Origin of the sequence: Cryobacterium lyxosi (assembly GCF_004403345.1) — a bacterium.
Classification (GTDB): domain Bacteria; phylum Actinomycetota; class Actinomycetes; order Actinomycetales; family Microbacteriaceae; genus Cryobacterium; species Cryobacterium lyxosi.
Genome location: NZ_SOGT01000011.1, coordinates 274,126 through 292,261, shown reverse-complemented (window position 1 = coordinate 292,261; position 18,136 = coordinate 274,126). Strand labels below are relative to the sequence as shown.

Here is an 18,136-nt window from a genome sequence, read left to right as displayed (position 1 = left end):
TGCGCGAGTGTGAGGTTGGTGCGGGTGTGTCTGGGTCCAGGCGGTTGCGGTCTCGGCGCAGTTCAACCGAAATGGGCCGGGCCCTATCCTAACCGGCGTCGAGGTCGCGAGCCTTGGAAAGCTCGGCGCTCGCGCCAGCGGCCCGCACGCGTTTGCGCATGACTTTGGAGCTGACGTTGCGTTCACCGAGCGCCCCCGGGGTCCAGGCCTCGACATCCGCGTCGCTGAAGTCCGTCTTGGACGGACGTCGCTTCAGCTCGGGGAGGATTGTATCGGGGGCGAGCCGACGTGCGGTGATCAGGAACCCGGTGTGACCGATCATGCGGTGGTCGGGACGCACTGCGAGTCCCTCCACGTGCCAACCGCGGATCATCGTTTCATGGGAATCCGGATTGGTATAGAAACCGGTGCCGCGGATGGCCTCGGCCACACGGGACAATTGCGTCACCGTGGCGACGTAGCACAGCAGCACTCCTCCGGGCTTGAGAGCTTCGGAGACGGCGCCCAGGCATTCCCAGGGCGCGAGCATGTCGAGGACCACCCGGTCGACACTCTGCGGCGGCATGGTGTCGGGCAGCGTCTCGGCAAGGTCGCCCAGAGTGATGGTCCAGTTCTGCGGATCATTCCCGAGGAAGGTAGCGATGTTGTCGCGAGCGACGTCGGCGAATTCCTCGCGCCGTTCAAAGGATGCAAGACGGCCGGCCGGCCCGATTGCGCGCAGCAGCCAGAGCGACAGTGCCCCGGAACCAACGCCGGCCTCAACGACGGTGGCGCCGGGAAAGATATCGGCTTGCGCCAGAATTTGGGCTGCGTCCTTGGGGTAGATGATGGCTGCACCGCGCGGCATGCTCATCACGAAGTCCACCAAAAGCGGCCGCAGCGCCAGGTGCTCAACGCCAACGTTGTTGGTGACGACCGACCCGTCGGGCTGCCCGATGATGTCGTCGTGCGCGAGAATGCCGCGGTGGGTGTGGAAGGTCAGGCTTTCCTGAAGGGTGATGGTGTTCATCCGCCCCTTGGGCCCGGTGAGTTGCACCCGGTCGCCGACACGAAAAAGTCCGCTGTTTTGAATGACCTGGTTGCTGCTCATGCGAGTGGTGCGCTTTCGTTTCGGGCGGCCCCGGTAGGAGCGAGGGGATGAACGGGAGAGAGCTCGTCGGAACGTTTCGATTGGTGATACAACGCGGCGATATCGTGGATCGTGCGCCCGTCGAGCGTCGGCCAGCGCGTGTAGAGCACGCTCTTCGGCAGGTCGATCTGGTGGGGAACGGCGATGGTGATCGTGCCGGCGGCAACAGCGGATTCGACACCCGGCACGGAATCCTCGATCGCGACGCACGTTGCCGGATCCACGCCGAGTTGTTTGGCGGCGACCAGATACGGATCAGGATGCGGCTTGCTGTTTTCGACCATATCGCCGGCGACGACGACGTCGAATGCTGCAAAATCGATGAGGTCGATGATCTGGCGGGCCATGCGCTCCACCGACATCGTGACGAGTGCGGTCGGAACGCCGGCGGCTTTCAGCTGCCGTAAAAGCTCACGAGATCCTGGACGCCAGGGAATCCCGTGTTCGGCCAGCTGCTGCTGCACGCGGTCGGTGAGGCGGGCGACAATGGCGTCCGCGGTGAGATCGACGCCTCGTGCTTGCAGAATGGCCGCAGAATTCCACAATCCTGATCCGATCAGCGACATTCCGTCTTCATGAGTCCAGACACCGCCGAACTCGGCCATGAGCTCGGTCTCGGCACGCATCCAGTACGGTTCGGTATCGACGATCGTGCCGTCCATGTCCCACAGGACGGCGGCGGGAAGGGAAGCGGGCAAGGGCAGGGGCGGAGAAAAAACATTCACGGGGTTCAAGTGTAGGGCCACCGCCTATCCTTGATGAAGGCCCTTCATATGGGAAGCCGAAGAATTGAGGATATAAACGGTGACTGACGGTAATGGGTTTCTGGGCGGACGGCTGCTCGTCGTCGCTTTCGAAGGCTGGAACGACGCCGGAGAAGCCGCGACGGGGGCGGTTCGTGCATTGAAAGAATTACTCGACGTTGAGAAGATCACCGAGGTCGACCCGGAGTTGTACTTCGACTACCAGTTCAACCGACCGACCGTGTCAACGAACGAGGCTGGCGTGCGTACCCTCGGTTGGCCCGGAGCGATCATGTATGGTCCGAAGACCCCCGGGACACTGGGCGTGCCGCTGGCGGACGATGCCGAGCTGAGGGTCAGTGGAACGAACGCGGGCAATATCTTTCTGCTGATCGGTACGGAGCCGTCCCGCAGTTGGAAGAGCTTCGCCGCGGAGATACTCGACGCGGCCCTGGCCGCCGACGTCAGCGGCGTCGTCTTTTTGGGCGCCATGCTGGCCGACGTTCCGCATACCCGCCCCATCTCTATTTTCGTCTCGAGTGATAACGCGCAGGTGCGGGCTGAACTGCAAATCGAGCGCAGTAATTATGAGGGACCGGTCGGCATACTCAGCGTGTTGTCCGATGCCGCCGAGACGGTGGGAATTCCCACCCTGTCGATTTGGGCATCCGTGCCCCACTATGTGCATAACGCACCATCGCCCAAGGCGATGCTCGCATTGATCGACAAGCTCGAAGAGGTCATAGATGTGGTTATCCCCCGCGGCGCGCTCGTGACCGAGGCGGCTGAGTGGGAAACCGGTATTGACGTCTTAGCAGGCGAAGACGAGGACATGGCCGCGTACATCGCCCAGCTGGAGCAGGCCAGAGACACCGTCGACTCACCAGAGGCAAGCGGCGAGGCGATCGCTCAGGAATTCGAGAAGTACCTGCGCAGGCGCGGCACCGACGGGCGCGACGGGCGCGCAGACGGCCGGCCCGATGGTCCCGGAAGCCGACCCGACGGGCCACGGCACTAGGAACGCAGCGGGTCAGCTGCAGACGACGCTCTGCTTTACAGAGCGACGCCGAGCAGCGCACTGATGGCACGATTCACCAGGCTCACGTCATCGAGCTGACCGGCGGCGGCGTCGTCGACGAGCTTCAGAGCCTCGGGGGTGTTCAGGTCGTGGCGGAGTGCGAGGCGCAGGGACTGCACGAGCGAAGCAGCCGTTCCAGGCGCCTCCATGCTGGCAGCGTTTTTGGCTGCGGAAACAGCCGAAGCGCCGAAGGCTGCAGACCACACGGAGAGGCGCGCGATGGCCTCCTCCAAAAGCGCGTCGGTCCATTCCCAGTCGGTGCGATAGTGGCGGGCCAACAGGGCCAGGCGAATCGCGCGCGGGTCAATTCCTTGAGCGCGTAGTCCGGAGACTAGAACAAGATTACCGAGCGACTTGCTCATCTTCTCGCCCTGATAGGCGACCATGCCGGTGTGGCTGTAGACCCCGGCAAGCGGATGTCCGGACAACGCCTGCGCATGCCCAGCGCTCATGTCGTGGTGCGGAAAGATCAGGTCAGATCCTCCCCCCTGCACGGTGAAATCTATGCCGAGTTCTTTGAGGGCGATCACCGAACACTCAATGTGCCAGCCTGGTCGCCCGGCACCGACCGGAGACTCCCACGCCGGTTCCCCCGAACGCGCAGCCTTCCAGAGCAGCGGATCGAGTGGGTCGCGTTTGCCCGCCCGGTCGGGGTCTCCTCCGCGCTCGGCGAATAGGCGCAGCATGCTGTCGAGGTCGAGGTTGCTCTCGTCACCGAGCGCCCAGCCGGTACTGGCTTCGGCGGCACGAATGTCGAAGTACAGATCGACGGCGATCGTTCCGTCTGCTTCGGCGATGGCGTCGCCGGTCGGTACCGGATAGGCGAGCCCCGCCTCCTGCAAAACGGCCACGGCGGCGGCTATCTCGTCGATGACCTCGGTCACGGCGACGAAATCATTCGGCGGAATGATGCCCAGAGCTTTCATGTCGGTGCGGAAGAGTTCAACCTGTGATTCGGCCAGGTCACGCCAGTGGACGCCGGTGGCGGTCGCCCGCTCGAGGAGCGGGTCATCGACATCCGTCACATTTTGGGCATAGTGCACGCGGTAGCCGGCGTCGATCCAGACCCGCTGGAGGGTGTCGAAAGCGAGGTAGGTGTTGGCATGGCCAATGTGGGTCGCATCGTAGGGCGTGATGCCGCAAACGTAGAGTCGGGCTGAATCGAGCGGCTCGGCCAGCACCAGACTGTCGGTTTTTGTGTCGTGGAGCCAGGGTGCATTCGACTCGCCGGGGACAGAGACAATTTCGGGTCGTTCCCATGCACGCATGGTTCAAGCCTAGCTTCCATGCGGCGGTGGGTTTGCGAACCGTCGTCGATGCGGTGACCGCTTCGCGAACCGACTAGGCGGAGATGACGTTCGTTCCAAGGAGCACGAACAGCACGATACCCAGCAGGATGCGATAGATCACGAACGGCAGAAAACTCCGTCGCGAAATGTAGTTCATAAAGAACGCGATCACGGCGAGGCCCACAACGAAGGCGACGATAGTGGCCACCAGAATTTCGAGCGGTCCAAAAATTTCGGGAGTGCACGTGGTTACGCCCGCCAAACAGGGATCGGCGACGGACTTGTACACCTGGTAAAAGCCGCTGCCGAGCACGGCGGGAATGGCCAGCAGGAATGCATACCGGGCCGCTGCTGCGCGCTCGTAGCCGAGGAACAGCCCGGCAGTGATGGTACCGCCCGATCGTGATACGCCGGGGATGAGTGCGAGCGCCTGCGCGAATCCGTAGATTACGCCGTGGCCGACGGTGATGTCCTGCAGTCGGCGCCTTTTGGCGCCGACATGGTCGGCGATACCGAGCAGAATGCCGAAGGTGATGAGCATGGTCGCGGTGAGCCAGAGTGAGCGCAGCACGGTTTCGATCTGGTTTTGGAACAGCAGGCCGAGGATGATGATCGGAAGCGATCCCAGAATGATCAGCCAGCCCATGCGGGCATCCGGATCTTTGCGGGACACCCGGCCGGTGAGCGATTTTGCCCACTGGCCGATGATGCGCACGATATCGCGCCAAAAGAAGATGACGACAGCAGCTTCAGTGCCGATCTGGGTGATGGCAGTGAATCGGGCACCCGGGTCATCACCGGTGCCGAGAAACTGCCCGGCGATCGTGATATGCGCACTCGACGACACGGGAAGGAATTCGGTCAACCCCTGAACGAGGCCCAGAATGATCGCATTCAGAAAGTCCACGCGCCGCGCTTTCTTGGATTACTTATAATACTCAGCGAACCCGTGCCCGACGGGCTCGGGCGGTACATCACAGCTTCAATATTGTGACAGCAGGTCGGTCAAAACCTGCCTGCCAAACACTAGTGCGTCGAGCGGTACCCGCTCATCCACTCCGTGGAACATCGCAGGAAAGTCCAAGTCCCCGGGGAGGCGAAGGGGCGCAAAACCGTAGCCTTTGATGCCCAGGGTGCTGAGCGCTTTATTGTCCGTTCCCGCCGACAGCAGGTACGGGAGCACCGGCGCGCCGGGGTCATGGCGCTCCAGGGTACTCACGACCGCTTCGATCAGCGGCCCGCTGAATTCAGTCTCCAAACCGATATCGCGGTGCATGGTGACGATTTCGATGTCAGCGCCGACAATCTCCTGAATCTGGGAGAGCACGAGATCTTCCTCGCCTGGCAACGCGCGGATGTCAATGAGGGCCTCTGCCGTGTCGGGGATGACGTTGTGCTTGTAGCCAGCGGTGAGGCCGGTCGGGTTGGTCGTCGTGCGCAGGCTGGCCTGAATGAAGCCGGAGGCCGTGCCGGTCGCCAGAGCGAGCTCGTCCGGACCGACCCGTTGCGGGTCAACCTCGAGAATGCGGGCGATTTCGCCAAGAAGTTGTTCGGTTGTGTCGGTCAGGCGAATGGGCCATTCGTAACGCCCGAGTTTCGCCACGGCCTCGGCGAGCCGAGTGACGGCGTTGTTGGGGTGCATTCGGGAGCCGTGGCCGGCCTCGCCACGGGCAACCAGCTTGACCCAGATCAGCGCTTTCTCCCCCGTTTGCAGGAGGTAAGCGCGTTGACCGCCGAGCGTAATGGAGTATCCGCCCACCTCACTGATCGCCTCGGTGGCTCCGTCAAACAGGTGTGGATGTTCGCGAACGAGAAAGTGCGAGCCGAGCACGCCGCCGGCCTCCTCGTCGGCGAAAAAGGCGATGACGAGGTCGCGCTCTGGCGCACCATTGGCATTGATCACGTCCTGCAGAGAGGCCAAAATCATAGCGTCCATATTTTTCATATCGACAGCGCCTCGCCCCCACAGCAGGCCGTCCTTGATGACGCCGCCGAACGGGTCGACGCTCCAGTTCGCCGCATCGGCCGGAACAACATCAAGATGACCGTGCACGACCAGAGCCGGCCGGGCGGCGTCGCGCCCCTTGACCCGGGCGATGACGCTGGTTCGGCCGGGTTCGGAATCGAACAGTTCGGGCACGAGGCCGAGGCCTCGCAGCTTCTCGGCGACGTATTCTGCGGCCTCCGTTTCGCCGTTTGAACGGCCTGCACCATAGTTCGTGGTGTCGAAGCGGATGAGATCACGCGCGATTTCGGCGGTCAGATCAAGTTTTTGAGGATGACCTGCGGGTGAGATTCCGGCTGGATCAGCGGGTTTTTCGGCCGGGTGCACGTTCGAAATGGAAGGCATGTTCAAACGCTACCCGTCGTCGCCGGGGGAGGCGACACAACGCCGGTTCTAATCCGTGCTAGGTTATTACCTCGGCAGCCGGTTCATCCGGAGGCCGTTTCACCCAGTCCGGGTGGCGGAATTGGTAGACGCGCTGGCTTGAGGTGCCAGTGCCCGTTAAGGGCGTGTGGGTTCAATTCCCATCTCGGACACGGAGATTTCTTTAGGGAGATCAACGAGGACTGGTTGAGACAGTTCATAAGGCCGGATCCCATGGATCCGGCCTTATCTCGTTAAGCCAGCGTCTTGTCCTCGGGTGGATCGTCACGACAAGATGTCCTTGGTCACGAACCTGCTGTACGCCAACGCCCCGAAAACTGCCAGGTAACAGACCTGCACAATCGCATTCTGGCCGAACGAGCTGAGGTCGAGTGGTTGCCGGAGCAGATCGGCGAAACCGAGCCAGTAGTGGCTGAACAGCCACGGATGCAGCCAGGACAGTTGTGGAATGACATCGAGGATCTGTGCGACGACGGAGACCACGATCGTCGCCGCCATCGCCCCCACGGGAACATCGGTGAGCGTGGAGATGAACAGCCCGATCATCGACAAACCGAGCAAGGACACGGTGACATAGGCGGCCATCAGCAACGACCGCCATAGCGACTCGGTCACGCTGATGGTGTCGCCCGACAAGAGCGTGACCGGTCCGACCGGGAACAGGGCTGCCCCGATGAGCGTGCCCGACACGGTGAGGGTCAGCGTCGCCACGAGGCTGAACAGGGCCGCGCCCGCGTACTTGACCAATAACAGCCGTACCCGGCCGGCTGGCGCCACCAACAGGTAGCGCAGCGTACCCAGGCCGGCTTCCCCGGCAATCGTGTCTCCGGCCACCACACCGATGGTCAGCGGCAGAAACAGGGGGATGGCGACGACCATCGCAGTGAAGCCGACGAACAGGCCGTTTTGGGTCACCCGATCAAGAAACGGAGGTCCCTCCCCCGGGGCCAGCGTGGACGACGACAGACGAACGGCGACGGCGAGCAGTACCGGGATCAGCGCGACGGCGACCAACATGGCCCAGGTCCGTCGACGGCGAAACAGCACGGAAATTTCGGAACCGAGCAGGTCCCAGCCAGCGCCGCGGCGTATCGGGATATCGCTGCGGCTCGTTGCTGGCAGAACATCACTGGACGACATCGAAACCCTCCCCGGTCAGTGCGACAAAGCGTTCTTCGAGGCTCGGTTCCTCGATGGCGAAGCCGCGAATACGCACCCCATCGGCGACGAGGGCCGTCACGATGGCCTCGGGCTGCCAGTGGGTACCCAGGAGCGGCGCGACCACAACCGGGTCAGCATCATCGAGCACGCGGATCGTGGGCTCCAGCCCCAGGTTGCTGAGCACGCGGATCGCACCCGGGGCATCCGGTGTGCGCACCCGCACCCGGGTCTCACCGACCTGCCGTAGCGCGGCCAGCGTGCCCTGGGCAACGAGGCGGCCAGCACTCATCACGGCGGCGTGCGTGCACATCTGCTCGACCTCGGCGAGCAGATGGCTTGAAACGAAGACTGTCGTTCCCTCTGCGGCCAGTGAGCGAACGAGGCTGCGCACCTCCCGTGTGCCCTGGGGGTCGAGGCCGTTCGTGGGTTCATCGAGTACGAGCAGCTGCCGCGGGAGCAGCAGGGCGTTGGCGATGCCGAGCCGCTGCTTCATGCCGAGCGAATACGCGTGTACCTTCTTGTCGGCGGCATGGGAGAGTCCGACCCGTTCGAGGGCCCGCTGCACCCGAGCACGACGCGTGCCACTCGGCGCGTGCCGGTCGGCGGTGTCGAGGCGGCGTAGGTTCGCCGCCCCGGAAAGGAAGGGGTAGAACGCCGGTCCTTCGACCAGGGCGCCTACTTGGGGCAACACCTCGTGCAGTCGGGCGGGCATGCTGTGGCCGAGCACGGTGATTGTGCCGCTGGTTGCCTGGGTGAGTGCCAGCAGCATACGAATGCTGGTGGTTTTGCCCGAACCGTTCGGACCCAGGAAGCCGAAGACCGAGCCGCGGGGAACCGCAAGGTCGATGCTATTCACGGCGGCTTGCGTGCCGAACCGCTTGGTGAGACCCCGGCTCTCGATCGCGAGGTCGAGAGCCGGAGTGTCGCCGGTCACAGTGTGATGCGCCTCACTGTAATGCGCGTCACTGCGGTGACGGTCACTCTGCGGCGGCCTGGAGCTGGGCGAGCGAAACCGCGCCGGCGAATACCCGCCCGTCTGTGGCCAGAAACACCGTCATGAGGGACGTTGTCAGGGCGCGACCTCCGTCTACAGCAGTGGTCAGCTGGTCGATCAAGGGGTTGTTGCCGAGCTCGGCCGATACGGCGGCAGCGGGAACCTCGACGATACTGGACCAGCCGCTTCCCGTGACACGGGGCAGTTCAGCTGCTGTCGGGCTCTGCGCCCCCGAGTGGTCACCGGTAACGTGCTCGGGCAGGGCCTGCTCCGTCACCGTGGCGTTGGCCGGCGGCACGAAATCGAAAAGGTCAGGGTCGGGAGCGGCAAAATCAAGAGCGGTGAAGCCGACCTGCAGTGCCGGTGCGCTCTGGCCCTCGGCCATCACGACCACCTGGACTGGCAGACCGGTCTCAGAGTCGACCGCGATCGAGACGGATGCGACGAGGCTGTCCGCTGCTTTCGGCGTGAGCACCAACTGGTACACACTGCGTCCAGCGACCCGGGCGTCCGTGCCGACCGACACCGTCGTACTCGGGTCCAGCTCGCTGAGCAATCGATCGGCAACCTGCGCCGGGGTCGAGAGGTCGGTGGGAAGTTCCGACTTGAGCTCGGCAAACTTCGACTCGGCAGTAGCAGCGAGATCGGCCGGCACGCTCATGTGGGTCGCTGCGTTGCTGCTCGAGTCGTACAGCCAGACGTCGTTCCCGTTGTGCACGACGTCACGCTCAGCCATACGGTCCTTGATCTGCACGCGAGACTTGTTTTCGCCACCGACGTAGACCCGGAACTCGTGGGAGCCGCTGAGCAATTCGAGTGCCGTGCTCAGTGCCGCGGTGGTTGACGTTGCCGGGAGGAGGTCGGTCGCGCCTTCCGGCATGGACTCGGTCATGGATTTCTGCATGGATTTAGTCATGCCCGCACTCAAATCCAGCGTGGGAAGACCGAGATCAGACGATTGGGAGACCGTTCCGGAGAAGGTCGACAACGTGCTGTCGTTCACCAGGAGGAGAACCTGCTCGGGTGTCTTATCGGGAAGATCGACGGCGGCACCGGCTTGGAACGGTACGGCTATCACCGCAGCGACCACGACCGCCGGTACGACGACGGCGGGGAGCCATTTGAGAGAATTGCGAGACACGATCAACGCCTTGGTGCATTCGGATTCATACGGCGATCGTACGCCTTGGGCGAGCGCATCGGTGGTGAGATCAGCGTATTTTCAGGTGCCGGCAGGGGATCAGACGGGTGTGCTCTGGCCTGATGCCTCATCGGTGATTCCAATGAATTGGCTACCGATCCCGTCGCACTCGGTGCGGCCGAACCCGGCGGCTGGCTCAGGCAGCTCGTCGAAGCCGTGGTTCGAGCAACTGATATACGTGAACGTCGGCCACCATTTTTTCGGGCGTACGGCTTCGGTGTACCCACAAATCGTGCAGGTGAGCTGCACCCACACCGGCTTCTTGCCGGTGCGATTGGTGCGCGACTGCAGCAGCCAGACCGGCGGCTCGGCCTCGAGTTTAGCCAGCTGGCCCTCGCTTACACGCGAGGGAATACCGTGACGTGCCGCCATTTCCAGCGGGATATCCAGGCGCAGTGCTACTTCTCGTCGCGTAATCATCATAGATAACGATAAGTGCTGGCATGGGCGGGCGCAGCATCCGCTTTTCGATCGATGCCGAGATCTCTTCCGCCTGTCGTGGGAGAATGGCGAAATGTCAATTCCCGTGTCCCCACTCGGACTTCTCCTCGACGTCGACGGCCCGATTGCGAGCCCGATCACGCGCACCATTTCAACGCCGAGCATCCCGGCCGATCTGATCACACTGGCGGCCGGACACGTGCCGATCGCGTTCATCACCGGGAGGTCAGCCGACTTTATTCGCGAGCAGGTGATCGCCCCGCTCGTGCACGCCGGACTGCCGGAGACTTTTCGGATGTACGGGGTCTGCGAGAAGGGCGCGGTGTGGTTTCCGATCGGACCGAACGGCATGGGGGACGTCGTCGTCGATCAGAGCGTTGCCTTGCCGGTGGCGGTCATTGACGCGGTGCGCCAGCTGGTCTCTGACTCGTTCGCAGCCGAGATGTTCTTTGACGAGACCAAGCAGGCGATGATCTCGGTCGAACAGCGCACCGATGTGAGCCATGCCGACTTTCTCGCCCGCCAATCCGAATTCAACGAGGCAGCCTTCGCCATCCTGGTGGAACACGGTCTCGGTGTGCAATTCGACGATCGCCGGTCGCCGGACGAATTCGGTCGGATTCCGTTTCGAATCGACGCCACGATCATCTCAACCGATATCGAGTCGGTCACGCTCGACAAGGACCATGCCGCGAAACGTGCCCTTGCCTACTTCGCGGCGAGCGGTCCGTTACCCCGGCTGTGGCGATCAATGGGCGATTCCCGCAGCGACTATCGCATGGCCGATCACCTGTACGAAGCCGGCTACGACGTCACCCACGTTGACGTGCGCCCGTCCGATGGCATTCTTGATCGGCCATATCCGGTCATCGTGATCGGCGACCAGATCCACGATGAGGCCGGGGCCACATTTCTGCGCTATTGGGTCGACAAGCTGGCCCTGCGCTCGTAATCTCGAAACGCCTAGGTATTCACGAAATGGATGCCGTTGAGCAGGGTGCTGCGCAGCTCGAAGACCTTTTCGAAGCTTCCGCGCTCCATGCCGGCTAATCCCTCGCGCAGCACGCCGACGAGCCGCGACCGCGGAATCACAATGATCATCGGCCGCCGGCCACGCTTGGGCAGCGATACCGGTTCGTCAAGGGCTCCGTCGGGCAGCACGACGATGAGCGCGGTGAAGCGTACTTTCAATGCGCGGCTGAGTGAGCGGGCGGCATCCTCGAACTGGTGGATCGGGCGATCCTCCTCCGGCAGTTCGTCGCCGACCAGTTCGCCGCGGCGCAGCTGCACGGGTGCGCCCCAGTCTTCGGACAAGATGCCGAACAATCCAGCCGGGCCGAGGACGATGTGGTCGAGTTTGTCGGTCTGACTACCGGTGTCGATGTCGTGCCACGCGGTGAAACCGATACCGAGATTGGCCACGAGCTGGGCTGTAGCCTCCTCTGCCAGGGCTTTGGCGAGGCAGTGCCGTACAAGTTTCGGGGCGCTCCGGATGAGCGCGGGGGCGTACGGGTCATCGATGACCGTGCCGCGGCCAGCCCATTCGCGCACGAGATCGAGGTATCTCAGGCGCGCCTGACCACCAGGATGACCGTGCATGCGGGTTTTCAGGCTGGATTTTGTGGCGGGGCCGCGGGCGGCGGAGGCGGCGTAGGCATCCGTTGGAGCGGCCTGCTCGGGGTCGCCGAAGCGTCGACGATCGTAGTCGGCCCGGTTCTGTGGACTTCCCACCCGTTCCCAGGCGAGTTGCACGGCATGAAATCTGCTCGCGCTGCCGCCGACATCGGGATGGGTCTGGCGCAACAACACCCGATAGGCGCGACGTAGCTCATTCTCGGTCGCGGTCGGACTCACTCCGAGGACCTCGTAGGGGGTGGATGCGGCCGGGCTGTCTTGCATCCTGGGCGGGACCTTTCCGTGTTTGAAGACAATCAATGCGAAATCGATCGAAGACCAATATTACCGTGCGATTCTGATACCGCGCCGAGTGAGAGCTGGGTGGGTGAGGAGCCATTCTGTGCCACGATCAGCCTGTGACCATTCCACTTGCGCACCTGCACCGGTACAGTACCCGTTTGGTCGTCATGCTCGTGGCCGGTCTTGCCGTTGGGGTCACGGCTGGTCTCTCGGGCGATTGGGTTCTCGCTGTAATTCTCGGCTGGGGTGCTGCCTGCGTGACCTACATAAGTTGGGTCTGGATTGTCATCAGCCGCCAGGATGCCTACGCGACGGCCGAGCACGCTACTCGCGAAGATCCGTCCCGGGTCGTTTCAGAATTCCTGATTCTGCTGGCCGGGCTCGCCAGTCTCGGCGCGATCGTCGTGTTGCTACTCGGGACGACGGCGACCTTGAGTTCCCAGCGCGGATTTCTCGCCGCAGTGGCCATTGCCAGCGTCGCCTTGTCCTGGGTGCTGGTGCACACACTGTTTACCCTGCGCTACGCCTCGCTGTATTACAGTCACACTCCCGGCGGCATCGACTTCAATCAGCCCGAACCGCCGCGGTATACCGACTTCGCCTACCTGGCCTTCACGATTGGCATGACCTACCAGGTCTCGGACACGAACATCCAGAATCACTCGCTGCGGATGGCGACGCTCCAGCATGCGCTGCTGTCATTTCCGTACGGATCGGTGATTTTGGCTACGCTGATCAATCTCGTAGCGGGATTCCTGCACTGAATGCAGCAGCTCGCGCGCTCAGGCGAGCCGATCGAGGCTTAGTTGCGCAGCAGGTGGAAAGGGATTGCCATGGAGATGGCCACGCACAAGATTCCCGCAATGAAGATCGGTGCCATCAGGGACGTGACCGAGAAGGCCAGGCCAAACAGCCAAAAACCGAAAACGAAAATCGCAAACGCGACGACGAAGGCGACGATGTTCATGGGTGTTCCTTTCACGGCAGTGCCCACGTAATTTCGCTAGGCACTGAATTGAGCGTTCTGCTTATTCGTACTGCTTCGAGCGTACCGGTTGGGGCCCGATGCAATTACATCGAAGCGTTGGTGATCGGCTCGATCAGTTCAGGGCCGTTCCCGGTCACCCGGCCGACCTCATGAAAATTGAACGATTCTACGACTATCCGGGAGGCTGCGACGGCGGCATCCACGAGACTTTGATCACCCTCGGTGGCCGGATCCAACCAGTGGTCCCACCACTCCTCCGGCAGGGCAACCGGTGTGCGGTCGTGGATCTGCGCGAGCGGACCCTGGGCACTAGTCGTCAGGATGGTTGCGGACAACACCCAGCGCGCCGGATCGCTGTCAACGGCAGCCGGGTTCTTCCACCAGGAATACAGACCAGCTAGAGCGAGCGGGAGGCCATCGTCGGATTGAATGAAGTACGGGGTCTTTACGGTCCCCTCGGTGTGCCACTCGAAGTAGCCCGTCGCCGGGACCAGAGCGCGCCGCGACCGCACGGACATCGTGAAGGTCGGCTTCTCGGCGGCCGTTTCTGCCCGAGCATTGAAGGCCGGAAATTTCGACGTCGACTCCGTCGCGAAAGATGGAATCAATGACCAGCGTGCTGATTCCAATCGACGCACGGCGGGGTCGGTTTTGGCCGATTCAAGCACGATCGGAATCTGTTCAGTCGGCCGGATATTCCAGGACGGTTCCGGCAGATTCTCACCTTCATGTTCGATATCGAACATCGCAGCCAGATCGGGCGCTGAATCGGTAATGACGAGTCGACCACACATATAGTCAGAATACCGCGTCATGCCGGGCGACCTCACGGACTTCCGCTAGCGTCGATTCAATGGACGAACGTTACAGCGCAGACGTGCTCTCCCCCGGGTGGCGCGACGAGGGACGCATCATTATTCCAACCCAGGAAGCCGTCCGGGACTTGGTTGTCGAAGAAACAGGCACAGGATTTTGTGGTGCCGTCATTCGCGTAGAAAGAAAGATCGTCACACTCGAAGACAGGCATGGCAAGCTGCGACTATTTCCGCTCGGCTCTGGTTTTCTGATCGACGGACGTCCCGTCACACTGGTCGCACCGACCATGGCGGCCGCCCTGGGACGGGTACGCACGGCTTCAGGTTCGACGGCCGTGCCCGATGCGCCTGCTCGCGTCGCGCGCGCCAGTCGCATCTTTGTCGAGGGGCGTCACGACGCCGAGATGGTGGAAAAAGTCTGGGGCGCCGATCTGCGCATCGAAGGCGTCGTCGTGGAATATATCGAGGGGGTCGACAACCTCGACGAGATCCTCCGCGAATTCCGTCCGACCTCTGCACGTCGCGTCGGCGTGTTGGTAGACCACCTCGTGCCTGGATCCAAGGAGAGTCGCATCGCAGAAGCCGTGGCGCGCGGCCCGTTCGCGGCGAACGTTCTCGTAGTGGGGCATCCGTTCGTCGACGTGTGGCAATCGGTAAAACCCGCACGGATCGGTCTCCAAGCCTGGCCCGACGTACCGCGGAGCATCGAATGGAAACACGGCATCTGCGACGCGCTTGGCTGGCCGCACGAGGAACAGGCCGATATCGCCCGGGCCTGGCAGCGAATTCTCGGCCGCGTGCGCACTTTTGCCGATCTGGAACCGCAACTTTTAGGGCGCGTGGAACATTTGATCGACTTCGTGACAGCCGAATGACACGCCGTAACCAATTTCGGTCAACGGGTGCCCGGGGCCTGGCCGAGCAGTGGTCGCCCCGGAGTTCACGTGAATTCTTTGGTAAACGTAACGCTTTCGTGTCAAAAAGGCTGGGAACTTTGAAACCGTCCAGACTTGTGGGCTAGTGTTGGACTCGAAGTTGTAGTGCTTGCACGTCTTAAACGCACCGATTGCGATTCACTTGAATCGCGGTTGATGCGCCACATTCCTTTCGGAAGCGGACGACGAATACCGCGACGAACGGTCCCGACAGTCGGGGCCGGTCTAACACTCCTGGAGGAGTTTTACAAATGGCAACAGGTACCGTGAAATGGTTCAACGCTGAAAAGGGCTTCGGCTTTATCGCACCCGACGACGGAAGCGCCGATGTTTTCGCGCACTACTCCGCGATCGCGTCGAATGGCTACAAGTCCCTCGATGAGAACCAGAAGGTCGAGTTCGAGGTAACCCAGGGCCCCAAGGGTCCTCAGGCCGAGAACATCCGCGCCCTCTAAATAGAGCTTGCGAAGAACGCCTCCCGCTTTTGCGGGGGGCGTTCTTGTTTTAAGCGGTTGGTACCAGCATGCTGTCGTTGTGGCTTGGTCGCCTTACTTCACCAGGTCTTGCCAGCCGTCGCCGTCGACGTACTCGAAGATCAGGTTTGTCTCGGTGTGAGCGACGGCCGGATGCTCCGCAAGGTGTTCCAGCACGAAGTCACGCAGATGAGAGGCATCCGCTGCGGCAACGTGCAGCAGATAGTCATCGGCACCTGCGGTGTGGAACAGCCCGATCACGCCCGGCCAGTGCGGGGCCGCGTTACGAAAGTCATCGATCTGCACCCTGGCGTGTTTGGCCAACCGCACCGAGATAAGGGCCTGCAGGCTGGCACCGAGCGCAGCCAAGTCGATATTGGCCCGGTAGCCACGAATATGGCCAAGCTGCTGTAAACGTCGAAGGCGCAGGGACACAGTGGACTCGGCAACACCGATTACGCTTGCCAGGGCCGCTCCCGAAGCCCGCGCATTGACCGATAAGGCTCGCAGCAGTGCGCGGTCAACCCGGTCGAGTTCCGGCTTCTTCGATTCCATCAACAGACTCCCTCGTTACTAAGGAGTTTATGCGATTCGAGCAAATAAATTGCAAGGGTCTGCATCGACACAGGCAGAAGGAGACAGCATCTACTCCTGTGTGGCTGTGTCGTCACCGTCGTCAGATCGTGAAACTCACGCCGTGCATGCCGGAATGGCCGCCGCTAGCTGCGCCCGAGGCGGCGGCGCAGCAGGTCGATGCGCATCTGCAGCTGGGTGACGCTGGCCTGGGCGACGGCCGGGCCGCCGCACAACCGACGAAGTTCGGCATGAATCATTCCGTGGGGTTCATTGGCGAGTTTGGACCACATGCCGACCAGGCTCGACAGCAGTGTGCGCTGTTCCTTGAGCGTGCGATACAGGGGCGGCGGTTCAAGGGGGGCTATCTCACCCGTCACCGGGTCTTTGCGTTTGTCAGATGACCGTTTGGACTGGCGCGACTGGCGTTGCCGCAGCAACTCCGACACTTGTTCCGGTTCGAGCAGGCCAGGGATGCCGATGAAATCAAATTCTTCATCGGTGCCGGGTTCGGCGAGCTCTCCGAACTCGTCACCGTCGAACATGACCATGTCGAAGGTCGCCTGCGAGTCCAGTGCCTGCCAGGTGAAGTCGTCCAGGCCAAGATCATCCGAGGCCTTGTCCTCCTTGTTCGCCGCTGCGACCATGGCATCTTCGGGGTTGTACATGCCGTCATCGCCGTCTTCACGGTTGCTGCGGTCGAGGGCGTGATCGCGTTCCAATTCGAGCGCGTTGGCGAGGCTGAGCAGCCCGGGAACGTTGGGCAGAAAAATGGATGCCGTCTCACCGCGTCGCCGGGCTCGCACGAACCGGCCGATCGCCTGGGCAAAGTACAGCGGGGTTGCCGCACTGGTTGCGTACACGCCGACGGCCAGGCGTGGCACATCCACGCCCTCCGACACCATGCGCACGGCGACCATCCACCGACGGGTGTTCTTGGAGAACTCATCGATGCGGTCGCTCGACTCCTTCTCATCGGAGAGCACGATGGTGACCGGCTCGCCGCAAATGTCCTCGAGAATGACGGCGTAGGCACGTGCGGCGGTCTGGTCGGTGGCAATGACGAGACCACCGGCATCCGGAATGCCGTGCCGCACCTCGGTCAGGCGAGAGTTCGCGGCGCGCAATACCGACGGAATCCATTGCCCGGTGGGCTCGAGCGCGGTGCGCCAGGCCTGGCTGGTGATGTCCTTGGTATTGCCCTCGCCGAGCTTGGCTTCCATTTCATCACCGGCCCTGGTGCGCCACTTCATGTGCCCGGCGTAAACCATGAACATCACCGGGCGAACCACGCCATCGGCGAGGGCGCGCCCATAGCCGTAGGCATAATCGCTCTGCGACATGCGAATGCCGTGCTTGTCCGGCAGGTAACTGACGAAGGGGATCGGTGAAGTATCCGAGCGAAACGGCGTCCCGGTCAGCGAGAGGCGCCTGGTAGCCGGGCCGAAGGCCTCGCGGATCGCGTCGCCCCAGCTCAGGGCGTCTCCCCCGTGGTGAATCTCGTCGAGGATGACAAGGGTGCGACTCGACTCGGTGAGCTGCTTGTGCAAGGCGGCGCGAGCGGCTACCTGCGCGTAGGTCACGACGACCCCGTGATAGTGGCTGCCGTAGCTGCGATCGGCGTTCTTAAACATTGGATCAAGACGGATCCCTGCGCGCGCTGCGGCGTCCGCCCACTGATTCTTGAGATGCTCGGTCGGCGCCACTACCGTGATGCGATCAATCGTGCGTCGGGAGCGCAGTTCCGCAGCCAGTCGCAAGGCGAAGGTGGTCTTGCCTGCGCCCGGTGTAGCCGCGGCCAGAAAGTCCCGAGGTTCGTGCACGAAATAGGCTTCCAGAGCTTCAGCCTGCCAGGCACGCAGCTTGCCGGCCGTACCCCAGGCCGCGCGTTCGGGGAATGACGGCGATAGGTGTTCGGCTGCACTTGTTCCCTGCGCGGGACCGAAAACCGATGGAGTATTCACTTCTTACAAATCTACCAAAGCCCACCGACGTTCGCGTTCGCACCGG

At 62.5% G+C, this 18,136-nt stretch carries 19 protein-coding genes and 1 tRNA gene; 6 read left to right on the top strand and 14 right to left on the bottom strand.

Annotated elements, in window-relative coordinates:
* Positions 1-88: 88 nt before the first annotated feature.
* Both E3T27_RS09415 and E3T27_RS09410 read right to left on the bottom strand, forming a co-directional pair.
* The gene (locus E3T27_RS09415; protein WP_104198023.1) at positions 89-1,090 is read right to left on the bottom strand and encodes a tRNA (adenine-N1)-methyltransferase; all 1,002 of its coding nucleotides are present in this window, start codon (positions 1,088-1,090) and stop codon (positions 89-91) included.
* On the bottom strand, positions 1,087-1,827 hold the full coding sequence (locus E3T27_RS09410) for an HAD family hydrolase (protein WP_134572467.1): 741 nt from the start codon (positions 1,825-1,827) through the stop codon (positions 1,087-1,089). Before E3T27_RS09410 ends, E3T27_RS09415 begins: the two co-directional genes overlap by 4 nt.
* A gap of 106 nt (positions 1,828-1,933) precedes the next feature.
* Between E3T27_RS09410 and E3T27_RS09405 the strand changes: the two genes are divergently transcribed.
* Positions 1,934-2,890: a proteasome assembly chaperone family protein gene (locus E3T27_RS09405; RefSeq protein ID WP_104198022.1), complete on the top strand. Its 957-nt coding sequence runs from the start codon at positions 1,934-1,936 to the stop codon at positions 2,888-2,890.
* A 35-nt stretch (positions 2,891-2,925) separates the two neighbouring features.
* On the opposite strand, the gene mshC is transcribed toward E3T27_RS09405, so the two are convergent.
* The 3 genes from mshC to E3T27_RS09390 all read right to left on the bottom strand — a co-directional run bounded on the left by mshC (position 2,926) and on the right by E3T27_RS09390 (position 6,589).
* Complete coding sequence (gene mshC, locus E3T27_RS09400; protein WP_104198021.1) at positions 2,926-4,218, bottom strand: cysteine--1-D-myo-inosityl 2-amino-2-deoxy-alpha-D-glucopyranoside ligase; 1,293 nt, start codon at positions 4,216-4,218, stop codon at positions 2,926-2,928.
* Positions 4,219-4,291: 73 nt separating this feature from the next.
* Positions 4,292-5,146 (bottom strand): undecaprenyl-diphosphate phosphatase, encoded by an 855-nt coding sequence (locus tag E3T27_RS09395; protein ID WP_134572339.1) that lies wholly within the window; start codon positions 5,144-5,146, stop codon positions 4,292-4,294.
* Between the two features lie 75 nt (positions 5,147-5,221).
* A complete protein-coding gene (locus tag E3T27_RS09390) occupies positions 5,222-6,589 on the bottom strand; it encodes a M20/M25/M40 family metallo-hydrolase (protein ID WP_134572337.1) in 1,368 nt (455 codons plus the stop codon).
* 106 nt (positions 6,590-6,695) lie between these two features.
* On the opposite strand from E3T27_RS09390, the gene E3T27_RS09385 reads away from it, so the two are divergent.
* Positions 6,696-6,780: transfer RNA gene (locus E3T27_RS09385), tRNA-Leu, on the top strand.
* 112 nt (positions 6,781-6,892) lie between these two features.
* Here E3T27_RS09385 and E3T27_RS09380 read toward each other — a convergent pair.
* The 4 genes from E3T27_RS09380 to E3T27_RS09365 all read right to left on the bottom strand — a co-directional run bounded on the left by E3T27_RS09380 (position 6,893) and on the right by E3T27_RS09365 (position 10,404).
* Complete coding sequence (locus tag E3T27_RS09380; protein WP_134572335.1) at positions 6,893-7,768, bottom strand: ABC transporter permease; 876 nt, start codon at positions 7,766-7,768, stop codon at positions 6,893-6,895.
* Positions 7,755-8,723 (bottom strand): ABC transporter ATP-binding protein, encoded by a 969-nt coding sequence (locus E3T27_RS09375; protein ID WP_134572333.1) that lies wholly within the window; start codon positions 8,721-8,723, stop codon positions 7,755-7,757. Before E3T27_RS09375 ends, E3T27_RS09380 begins: the two co-directional genes overlap by 14 nt.
* Before the next feature lie 43 nt (positions 8,724-8,766).
* Positions 8,767-9,924: a LolA family protein gene (locus E3T27_RS09370; protein ID WP_134572331.1), complete on the bottom strand. Its 1,158-nt coding sequence runs from the start codon at positions 9,922-9,924 to the stop codon at positions 8,767-8,769.
* A 99-nt stretch (positions 9,925-10,023) separates the two neighbouring features.
* On the bottom strand, positions 10,024-10,404 hold the full coding sequence (locus tag E3T27_RS09365) for a hypothetical protein (protein WP_104198119.1): 381 nt from the start codon (positions 10,402-10,404) through the stop codon (positions 10,024-10,026).
* A 94-nt stretch (positions 10,405-10,498) separates the two neighbouring features.
* On the opposite strand from E3T27_RS09365, the gene E3T27_RS09360 reads away from it, so the two are divergent.
* Entirely contained in the window at positions 10,499-11,377 is an 879-nt protein-coding gene (locus E3T27_RS09360) for a hypothetical protein (protein WP_174722203.1), read from the top strand.
* 11 nt (positions 11,378-11,388) lie between these two features.
* On the opposite strand, the gene E3T27_RS09355 is transcribed toward E3T27_RS09360, so the two are convergent.
* On the bottom strand, positions 11,389-12,324 hold the full coding sequence (locus E3T27_RS09355) for a J domain-containing protein (RefSeq protein WP_104198015.1): 936 nt from the start codon (positions 12,322-12,324) through the stop codon (positions 11,389-11,391).
* Between the two features lie 134 nt (positions 12,325-12,458).
* Here E3T27_RS09355 and E3T27_RS09350 point away from each other — a divergent pair, with 134 nt between their 5' ends.
* Positions 12,459-13,106, top strand: a complete 648-nt coding sequence (locus E3T27_RS09350; RefSeq protein WP_241992192.1) for a DUF1345 domain-containing protein — start codon at positions 12,459-12,461, stop codon at positions 13,104-13,106.
* A 38-nt stretch (positions 13,107-13,144) separates the two neighbouring features.
* Here the strand turns inward: E3T27_RS09350 and E3T27_RS16545 are convergent, their stop codons facing one another.
* Positions 13,145-13,309 (bottom strand): hypothetical protein, encoded by a 165-nt coding sequence (locus E3T27_RS16545; RefSeq protein ID WP_166786163.1) that lies wholly within the window; start codon positions 13,307-13,309, stop codon positions 13,145-13,147.
* Between the two features lie 104 nt (positions 13,310-13,413).
* Positions 13,414-14,145 carry an SOS response-associated peptidase gene (locus tag E3T27_RS09345; protein ID WP_241992191.1) on the bottom strand — a complete coding sequence of 244 codons (732 nt, stop codon included), beginning with the start codon at positions 14,143-14,145 and terminating at the stop codon, positions 13,414-13,416.
* A gap of 38 nt (positions 14,146-14,183) precedes the next feature.
* On the opposite strand from E3T27_RS09345, the gene E3T27_RS09340 reads away from it, so the two are divergent.
* A complete protein-coding gene (locus tag E3T27_RS09340; protein WP_134572329.1) occupies positions 14,184-15,020 on the top strand; it encodes a DUF3097 domain-containing protein in 837 nt (278 codons plus the stop codon).
* Between the two features lie 311 nt (positions 15,021-15,331).
* Positions 15,332-15,535, top strand: coding sequence for a transcription antiterminator/RNA stability regulator CspE (gene cspE, locus E3T27_RS09335; RefSeq protein WP_035840308.1), 204 nt, complete (start codon positions 15,332-15,334; stop codon positions 15,533-15,535).
* Between the two features lie 93 nt (positions 15,536-15,628).
* On the opposite strand, the gene E3T27_RS09330 is transcribed toward cspE, so the two are convergent.
* On the bottom strand, positions 15,629-16,108 hold the full coding sequence (locus E3T27_RS09330; protein ID WP_174722202.1) for an Lrp/AsnC family transcriptional regulator: 480 nt from the start codon (positions 16,106-16,108) through the stop codon (positions 15,629-15,631).
* A 164-nt stretch (positions 16,109-16,272) separates the two neighbouring features.
* Complete coding sequence (locus E3T27_RS09325) at positions 16,273-18,090, bottom strand: DEAD/DEAH box helicase (protein WP_104198012.1); 1,818 nt, start codon at positions 18,088-18,090, stop codon at positions 16,273-16,275.
* Positions 18,091-18,136 lie beyond the last annotated feature (46 nt).

What these genes read in the sequence shown, in the direction of transcription:
- E3T27_RS09415 (WP_104198023.1), bottom strand. Translation starts at nt 1,090, where the DNA reads ATGAGCAGCAACCAGGTCATTCAAAACAGCGGACTTTTTCGTGTCGGC.
- mshC (WP_104198021.1), bottom strand. Translation starts at nt 4,218, where the DNA reads ATGCGTGCATGGGAACGACCCGAAATTGTCTCTGTCCCCGGCGAGTCG.
- E3T27_RS09390 (WP_134572337.1), bottom strand. Translation starts at nt 6,589, where the DNA reads ATGCCTTCCATTTCGAACGTGCACCCGGCCGAAAAACCCGCTGATCCA.
- E3T27_RS09380 (WP_134572335.1), bottom strand. Translation starts at nt 7,768, where the DNA reads ATGTCGTCCAGTGATGTTCTGCCAGCAACGAGCCGCAGCGATATCCCG.
- E3T27_RS09365 (WP_104198119.1), bottom strand. Translation starts at nt 10,404, where the DNA reads ATGATTACGCGACGAGAAGTAGCACTGCGCCTGGATATCCCGCTGGAA.
- E3T27_RS09360 (WP_174722203.1), top strand. Translation starts at nt 10,499, where the DNA reads ATGTCAATTCCCGTGTCCCCACTCGGACTTCTCCTCGACGTCGACGGC.
- E3T27_RS09355 (WP_104198015.1), bottom strand. Translation starts at nt 12,324, where the DNA reads ATGCAAGACAGCCCGGCCGCATCCACCCCCTACGAGGTCCTCGGAGTG.
- E3T27_RS16545 (WP_166786163.1), bottom strand. Translation starts at nt 13,309, where the DNA reads ATGAACATCGTCGCCTTCGTCGTCGCGTTTGCGATTTTCGTTTTCGGT.
- E3T27_RS09345 (WP_241992191.1), bottom strand. Translation starts at nt 14,145, where the DNA reads ATGACGCGGTATTCTGACTATATGTGTGGTCGACTCGTCATTACCGAT.
- E3T27_RS09340 (WP_134572329.1), top strand. Translation starts at nt 14,184, where the DNA reads ATGGACGAACGTTACAGCGCAGACGTGCTCTCCCCCGGGTGGCGCGAC.
- cspE (WP_035840308.1), top strand. Translation starts at nt 15,332, where the DNA reads ATGGCAACAGGTACCGTGAAATGGTTCAACGCTGAAAAGGGCTTCGGC.
- E3T27_RS09330 (WP_174722202.1), bottom strand. Translation starts at nt 16,108, where the DNA reads ATGGAATCGAAGAAGCCGGAACTCGACCGGGTTGACCGCGCACTGCTG.